The following is a 3,942-nucleotide window of genomic DNA, read 5'->3' on the forward strand; positions in this document are numbered from 1 at the left end:
TACTTGAGCAATCAGGTGAACAGCTTGCGCGGTCAGGTCGAGAGCTTGAGCGACAATCTCAGCCGGTTAATGCGCTCGTAAAACAGCACGAACACCAGCTGCAACTGGAAAAGCAGCGCACCCGTTATCACGGCCCGACGCTTTAGCACCGCGCATGCGGAATGCTCACGTAGACGTAATATTACTTTGGTGTACAATGTACATTAAGAATATAAAGGGAATGACACAGTGAGCCATGCGATAGAGTTTATCGAAACGCCGATGTTTACCCGTCAGATAAAGCAAATCGCCACGGACGACGAGCTCAAAGAGCTCCAGAAATTGCTGATTGAGTCACCGGACAAAGGCGATCTCATCAGGCAAACCGGCGGGCTGCGAAAAATCAGAATGGCGACCGGCACACAGGGGAAAAGCGGCAGTGCGCGGGTGATTTACTTTCTGGCCACCGAAGAAATTATCTATCTCGTGATGGCCTACCCAAAAAGCACCAAAGACAGCCTGACGGACGCCGAAAAATCCGACCTGAAAAAGCTGACGAAACTACTGAAAGACGAGGTGTAGCATGAGTTTTTTTGACGAACTGAAAGCGTCACTCGAAGAAGCCGTCGAGATCAAACACGGAGTTAAAGCGCCTGCCCGGGTTACGCGCTATGAACTGGCTGATGTGAAGGCACTCCGCGCCCAACTGAACGTGACGCAGGATGAAATGGCGAAGGTGCTTGGCACCAGCCTCGATACCATCAAAAGCTGGGAAACGGGCAGACGTAACCCGACCGGACTGGCGGCAAAGGTGCTGGCGACCATACAGGCCAACCCTAAATTCTTTCAGGAACTTGCCTCACATTAAGGCTTTATGACGGAAGGATTCGACAGAAACCGCCGTTCGCGTGTAACGTTAACGGCAGAAAAAACAAAGCCCCGATAATCATGGTTTCAACTTGGCGGAAGAGACATGATTAATCAGGGCTAGGTACGTAACCTAAGAAGGATATTAGCACATGCAGAGTGCAAGACAACAGCCCGCCATAAGCGCTGGCGTGAGTGACTAACCCAGCTCTCGACCTGTTCAACGACCGCTTACCTAACAAGCCGTACTTTTCGGACGATCTGCATTTTGGTGTACGCATCGCGGGAAAAGAGCGCGCAATTCTGGCGAAATACATCCAGTTCAACCAGCCTCACGCCATGTTCTGGCTGGGTTTTGACGTTGATCGAGTCGGTGCCGCCATTGACTGGAGCGACCGCAACGCGCCCGCGCCTACGTTGAGCATTACTAACCCCGAAAACGGTCATGCCCATCTACTCTATGCGCTGAAAACCTCGATACGCACCGCACCCGACGGAAAAATGAAGCCGCTGAAGTACGCTGCCGCTGTAGAGAACGCGCTACGTAAAAAACTGGACGCTGATGCGGGGTATTCGGGACTAATTTGCAAGAATCCGAACAATGGTCACTGGAAAATTGCCGTCTGGCAGCCCGAACTCTACACGCTGGACTGGCTTGCAGACTCGCTCGACCTGAACGCCACGAACGACAAAGAAATCGTCGCCGATTACGGTTTAGGCCGTAACTGCACCCTGTTCGATAAAACCCGAAAATGGGCATACCGCGCTATCCGTCAGGGTTGGCCTGAGTATGAGCAGTGGCTGAAAGCCTGCTATGAACGTGCAAATGCCTATAACCTACAATTTCCAGCATGCCTTGATGAGAGAGAGGTCATGACTGTTGCTAAAAGTGTGGCTAAGTGGACATCAAATAAATTTTCATCAGATCACTTTGAAAGATTCGTTGAGATTACTCACTCCTCTGACATTCAATCCATAAGAGGTAAAAAATCGGGGGTATCAAGGAGGAAAGGAAGTATCGAGGAAAAAAAACCGTGGGTAGAAATGGGGATAAGCAGAAGAAAGTATTTTTACATAAAAAAATCAAGTGAGGAATAAAATTGAAAACTTTCGTGACTCTTTGGACTATCGCATTCCTAGCATTTGTGGGGGTTATGTGTACTGTTGACATATCTAACTATATCCCTTCTGTTTATACTGTTTTTAGTAAAAACAGGCCTCTTGTAACAGGTGTTCTTTCAATACTCCTAATCGCTGTTTTTATTTGGTTAATGGTTTCTCTTTATTTATTGAAAAAATATTCAGTGAAAGTGGAGAAGCTGAGTCTTGGCGGTATTAGTATACTTTTTAATGAAAGTTCAACTCTTTACAAAAAGAGCATAAAAAATCATCTGGATTCAAAAAGAGCTATATTTAAAGTCAGGAAAAACGTCGATGCATTTGACGAAGTAATATCCTCATACTATCAAACATATCAGTTTATTCGGGATGAAATGAAGATACTTAATCCTAAGAAGGATCGTGAGATATATGACTTTAGTAATGAAATGCTGATGGTTTTAAATAAGTTCTTAACCAATTATCAAAACAACTATAAGCGTTGGTATAAGTACATCTCAGATAAGGACGAAGTTAACGACAGGGCTACCGGTGACGTCATGAGATTCCACAGTACAGGGATTAATAAGATACAGATGCAATACTATGATTATGACCGTATATTGAAAGGTTTCAAAGATGTTAATCGTTTCTTTATTAATGATGTTAAACCTAAGTTCGGAATTAATACTGATAAGTGGAATTGGTAAGTAAAAGGAGTAGCTTTCGCTACTCCTTAAATCTACCCATTACGCATTCTCATCTCTCTCGACATATCATATGTTGCTTTCTCTCTATCGTCATAAGTCATGTCTATTAACTTTCTCAGCGCCTCAGGATTCTCATCTATTTGACTCCAGTTAACTACGGATATGTACGATCCCGTTTTCATGAAGTTATCTATTATCCTCGCAGGCATGTATGGGAATCTTTCCTCAAAGGTCGAGCGCTTATCAATAGAAACCCAATCACTCACGGTAGGATGTATTTCTGACTTTTCATCGCTACCATGTGTTGATCGAATATATGTTGTATTTGTCGATGGAAGATTGACCACCAATATCCCTGACTTTTTATTAATAGTGCTATCTCTCATGCTGGAAAAAACTTCCCAGTCCACATGTTTTCTATTTTTTGTTTCTGTCCCTACAAGCAGTATGAGAACTGTTGTATCTCTAAGGTATTTATCTCTTATTATTTCTCTTATCGTTTGTGGTTCTTCATCTTCGTCTATGTCACCAAGCGATACTGACCTATTGACGAAGATTTCATGTTCATCATTCATTGTTTCCAGTGCGTTTTTGTAGTCCTGATCATTTGCATGATGGTAGCTAATGAATACCTTATGTTTTCCCATTTTTATCTTTTGTCCTTTTCTGTGTGTGTCCCCTCCATTTTGCACTCGAACCTATATCAGATAACAGCCTTTCTTTCCGGCGGTCTTTTTTTTTGCAGCGCCCACTGAATCTGACATACTGCTCCATACCTTAAGCCAGTACACACAGCGTCCCCTCTGCGAGGTGCCGTCTGTGACTGGTTCAGGGGGCTCGCCGCCCCCCGAAACCCCGGGCATCCACTGCGAAACTTTCGCACTTTGGGTGCGAATATTTCTCAGCGGAGTGAGCATGGAAAAGCGTACGAGAGAGATCAAAATCCGCCTGACCGACTCAGAGCATCAGCGTCTGATCGACCGGTGTGACCGAACCCATCTGGCTGAATGGCTGCGTCAGCTCGGTCTGGGAGAACACACCGCTAGAAAGCGCCGTCTGCCTGATGTTGCGCCCGAACTGCTGCGACAGGTCAGCGGTATAGGCAACAACCTCAACCAGATCGCCCGCCGCCTTAACCAGCTTGACGGGCTTACCCCCACGGAGCGGGTTTCCCTTCTGGCGGTGCTCAACAGCCTCGACCGCAATCTGGGTGAACTGCTGGAGCAGCACCGTGATCATTAAAATTCACTCACGCGGTGCCGGTTCGGGCAGTGGCCCCGTTGATTAC

At 46.0% G+C, this 3,942-nt stretch carries 6 protein-coding genes; 5 read left to right on the forward strand and 1 reads right to left on the reverse strand.

Annotation, left to right across the window (positions count from 1 at the left end; all coding sequences use genetic code 11):
- Positions 1–228 precede the first annotated feature (228 nt).
- The 4 genes from N6G83_RS53980 to N6G83_RS53995 all read left to right on the forward strand — a co-directional run bounded on the left by N6G83_RS53980 (position 229) and on the right by N6G83_RS53995 (position 2,654).
- Positions 229–561, forward strand: a complete 333-nt coding sequence (locus N6G83_RS53980; RefSeq protein ID WP_116362726.1) for a type II toxin-antitoxin system RelE/ParE family toxin — start codon at positions 229–231, stop codon at positions 559–561.
- Between the two features lies 1 nt (position 562).
- Positions 563–847, forward strand: coding sequence for a NadS family protein (nadS, locus tag N6G83_RS53985; RefSeq protein WP_015060318.1), 285 nt, complete (start codon positions 563–565; stop codon positions 845–847).
- 194 nt (positions 848–1,041) lie between these two features.
- Positions 1,042–1,944, forward strand: coding sequence for a replication initiation protein (locus N6G83_RS53990; protein ID WP_260524405.1), 903 nt, complete (start codon positions 1,042–1,044; stop codon positions 1,942–1,944).
- Positions 1,945–1,946: 2 nt separating this feature from the next.
- Positions 1,947–2,654, forward strand: coding sequence for a hypothetical protein (locus N6G83_RS53995; protein WP_260524406.1), 708 nt, complete (start codon positions 1,947–1,949; stop codon positions 2,652–2,654).
- A gap of 32 nt (positions 2,655–2,686) precedes the next feature.
- Here the strand turns inward: N6G83_RS53995 and N6G83_RS54000 are convergent, their stop codons facing one another.
- Positions 2,687–3,301, reverse strand: coding sequence for a TIR domain-containing protein (locus N6G83_RS54000; RefSeq protein ID WP_260524407.1), 615 nt, complete (start codon positions 3,299–3,301; stop codon positions 2,687–2,689).
- Between the two features lie 268 nt (positions 3,302–3,569).
- Between N6G83_RS54000 and N6G83_RS54005 the strand changes: the two genes are divergently transcribed.
- Entirely contained in the window at positions 3,570–3,896 is a 327-nt protein-coding gene (locus N6G83_RS54005; protein ID WP_116362722.1) for a plasmid mobilization protein, read from the forward strand.
- Positions 3,897–3,942 lie beyond the last annotated feature (46 nt).

The organism is Serratia sp. PL7 (genome assembly GCF_945957435.1).

Coding starts and splice junctions, on each gene's coding strand:
- nadS (WP_015060318.1), top strand. CDS start 563: ATGAGTTTTTTTGACGAACTGAAAGCGTCACTCGAAGAAGCCGTCGAG.
- N6G83_RS54000 (WP_260524407.1), bottom strand. CDS start 3,301: ATGGGAAAACATAAGGTATTCATTAGCTACCATCATGCAAATGATCAG.
- N6G83_RS54005 (WP_116362722.1), top strand. CDS start 3,570: ATGGAAAAGCGTACGAGAGAGATCAAAATCCGCCTGACCGACTCAGAG.